Below are 3,495 nucleotides of genomic sequence, written 5' to 3'. Positions count from 1 at the left end.
GGGAGGGGATGGTCGCCGTCAGGTCGTCGGCGAGGGAACCCGCCGGGGGCGGGGCGACGGCGGCGATCGCCGTGGTGACGACGCCCGCCGGCTCCTCGGTGTCGTTGACGTTGGAGGCGTCGACGACCTCGCGCCGGGAGATCTTCCAGATCGCCGCGCTGGAGGCGATCAGGAAGACGGCCACGACGGCCGTGCCCCAGTCGCCGAGCCCGGTCACCGTCTCGGCGAGCGCGCCCACCAGGGCCGCCGCCGGCAGGGTCAGGCCCCAGGCCACGAACATGCGGGTCGCCGTGGACCAGCGGACCACTCCGCCCTTGCGGCCCAGACCCGCGCCCATCACCGAACCGGAGACCGAGTGGGTGGTGGACAGGGAGAAGCCGAGGTGGGAGGAGGCCAGGATGACCGTGGCCGCGCTGGTCTGGGCGGCGAAGCCCTGCTGCGGCTGGAGTTCGGTCAGGCCCTTGCCCATGGTGCGGATGATGCGCCAGCCGCCGAGGTAGGTGCCGAGCGCGATGGCCATGCCGGCCGAGAGGATGACCCAGGTGGGCGGGTCGGAGTCGGGGGCGACGGCGCCGCCGGCGACCAGGGCGAGCGTGATGATGCCCATCGTCTTCTGCGCGTCGTTGGTGCCGTGCGCGAGGGAGACCAGCCCGGCCGAGGCGATCTGGCCGGTGCGGTAGCCCTTCGCCGCGGCCTTGCCGTCGGCCTTCTTGCCGAGGCTGTACGACAGCCGGGTCGCGAGCATCGCGGCGACGCCCGCCACGATCGGCGCGGCGATCGCCGGGAGCAGGACCTTGGTGACCAGCACGTCGCCGTGGACCGCGCCGGTGCCGGCGGAGGCGATGGTGGCGCCGATGAGACCGCCCATGAGGGCGTGGGACGAGCTGGAGGGCAGACCCACCAGCCAGGTCAGCAGGTTCCAGAGGATCGCGCCGACCAGGGCGGCGAAGATGACCTCGGGACGGATGCCGGTCTCGTCGACGAGACCCTTGGAGATCGTGTTGGCGACCTCCACCGAGAGAAAGGCGCCCACAAGGTTCAGCACGGCGGACATGGCCACCGCGACCTTGGGCTTGAGTGCACCGGTCGAGATGGTCGTGGCCATCGCGTTGGCGGTGTCGTGGAAACCGTTCGTGAAATCGAACGCGAGTGCGGTGACGACCACAATCGCGAGGATCAGCGAGAAGTTTTCCATTTACCCAGGCAATCGTTCGAAGTCATTGGTGCGTTGACCGTAGGCAATCCGGGTGAACGGAAGATGAACTCAGTCGGGCGTCACGGTGTCGTTGGCGGCGTCGTCCGCCGCGTCCCCGCGGGCCGTTGGCGGACCGCCCGCCGCCCCGCGCCACAGGGGCGTCCGAAAGGCGCCGTGAGCGGCCCCGGAACGGCGGAGCCCTGGCAGGATCGCGGCATGGCCGAGCAGCGACGCGAGCAGACGGACGCCCGGGATCCCGGGAACGGCGGACAGGGCGCGGGAGCGCCGACCCGGGGGCGCGCGGGGGAGTCGCCCCGGCGGCGCGCGACGCCCGAGGAGGCGCGTGCCTGGGAGGCGCTCGTGACGACGGCCCGCCGCACGGTGAGCGACGGTCTCGTCGTCGGCACCTCCGGCAACGTCTCCGTACGCGTCGGCGACACCGTGCTGGTCACCCCGTCCGGGGTGCCCTACGACCGGCTCGCCCCCGACGACGTCACCGGCGTCGACCTCGCGGGCCGGCAGGTGCTCGGCTCGCTCGTCCCCACCAGCGAGCTGCCGATGCACCTCGCCGTATACCGCGCCTGCGACGCCGGGGCCGTCGTCCACACCCACGCCGTGCACGCCACGGCCGTCTCGACCCTCGTCCCGGAACTCCCCCTCGTCCACTACATGGCGGGCGCGCTCGGCGGCCCCGTCCGGGTCGCCCCCTACGCCACATACGGCACCGAGGAGCTGGCCGAGAACATGCTCCGGGCACTCGCCGGCCGCAGCGGCTGCCTGCTCCAGAACCACGGCACCCTCACCCACGGCGCCACCCTCGACCAGGCCTACGACCGCACGGCCCAGCTGGAGTGGATGTGCCGGCTGTGGCTGACGGCGTCGTCGGTTCCGGGCCGTACCCCGACGCTGCTGACGGAGGACCAGCTGGCCCAGGCAGCGCACCGTCTGCGGGGGTACGGTCAGCGGGCCTGACCCCGGCGCCGCCGCCCCCGGCGTACCGCCGCGCGGAGCGCCGACGTCACCCCGGACGGGCCCACCACTGGCCGCCGCGGTGTTCGCCCTGGACACTGGGCGGGTGCGCACTGCCACCGCGACGGCCGCCGCCGTCACCGCAGCCCTGGCCGCCGGCGCCGCCAGTGTCGCCGCCGGCCGGTTCGCCAGCGACGCCGCGCTGAAGGCGCCGCCCGGCCGGCCCCTGCCCACCGAACCCCGGCTCACCGTGCACGGCACGGCCGCCGGCCAGATCACCGTCACCCGCGACCTGGCCGCCCTGCGCCCCGGCACCTACGGCCTGGCGGGCGACGGCTCCCACGCGGTCGTCGGCCCGGTCCTGCCCACCGCCCCGCACCCGGTCGACACCGTCGTGCGCCGCCTGGAGCGCGTCACCCACGGCGCCCTGAACTCCGGGGACGCCGTCTGGCTGACGCCCAACCTGCACGTCGGCGACCCGGGCGGCGCCCTCGGCCTGGACCACGCCGACGTCGACGTCCCCGGCGAGCTGGGCAACCTGCCCGCCTGGTTCGTGCCCGGCGCCCGCCGCACCTGGGTGATCGCCGTGCACGGCCTGGGCGCCACCAGGGAACACGCCCTGAACCTCATGGGCTTCCTGCACCGCCGCCGCTTCCCCGTGCTCGCCCTGTCCTACCGCGGCGACCTGGGCGCCCCCCGCCCGCCGGACGGGCTGAACCACCTCGGCGCGACCGAGTGGCGCGACCTCGACGCGGCGATGCGCTACGCCGTGCGCTACGGCGCCGAACGCGTCGTCCTGCTCGGCTGGTCCACCGGCGCCGCCATGGCGCTGCGCGCGGCCGCCGACTCGGGCCTGCGCGATCTCGTCTCCGGGCTCGTGCTGGACTCGCCGGTCCTCGACTGGCGCACGACGCTGCGCGCCCTCGCCGCCGCCCGGCACACCCCCGGCGCGCTGCTGCCGCTCGCCGTCCGCGCCGCCGAGGGCCGCACCGGCCTGCGCGGCGGCCCCGGCGACCCCGCGGCCGCGGCCGCCGCCCCGGACCGGCTGCGGGTGCCGACCCTCCTCCTGCACGGGCCGGACGACGTGGTCGCCCCCTGGGACGTCTCCCGCCGCCTCGCCGCCCGCCGCCCCGACCTCGTCACCCTGCACACCGTGGCGGACGCCCCGCACGGCGCCATGTGGAACGCCGACCCCGCCGCCTACGAGGAGGCGCTGCGCCGCTTCCTGACCCCGTTGATGTGACCCGGCGCGCCCGCCCGGCGGCCGGGCCGCCCCGCGCCGTCGCGAGGGTTCCGTTTAAGGCCGTACCACTGGCCTGAACGCGGCGGCC

The 3,495-nt window shown here is 75.3% G+C and carries 3 protein-coding genes; 2 read left to right on the top strand and 1 reads right to left on the bottom strand.

Translation table 11 applies throughout. From position 1 onward, the window contains the following. Positions 1-1,195 (bottom strand): inorganic phosphate transporter (locus tag KMS84_RS38235; RefSeq protein ID WP_256921159.1); only part of this gene is annotated, 1,195 nt, incomplete at its 3' end. A 216-nt stretch (positions 1,196-1,411) separates the two neighbouring features. On the opposite strand from KMS84_RS38235, the gene KMS84_RS38230 reads away from it, so the two are divergent. Next, positions 1,412-2,167, top strand: coding sequence for a class II aldolase/adducin family protein (locus tag KMS84_RS38230; protein ID WP_256921158.1), 756 nt, complete (start codon positions 1,412-1,414; stop codon positions 2,165-2,167). 103 nt (positions 2,168-2,270) lie between these two features. Continuing rightward, entirely contained in the window at positions 2,271-3,407 is a 1,137-nt protein-coding gene (locus KMS84_RS38225; protein WP_256921157.1) for an alpha/beta hydrolase, read from the top strand. The last annotated feature ends 88 nt before the right edge of the window (positions 3,408-3,495 follow it).

Source organism: Streptomyces hilarionis (assembly GCF_024539675.1).
GTDB classification, from domain to species: Bacteria; Actinomycetota; Actinomycetes; order Streptomycetales; family Streptomycetaceae; genus Streptomyces; species Streptomyces hilarionis.
Note: the sequence above shows the minus strand (reverse complement) of the source record. Positions and strands in the feature narration are given on the sequence as shown.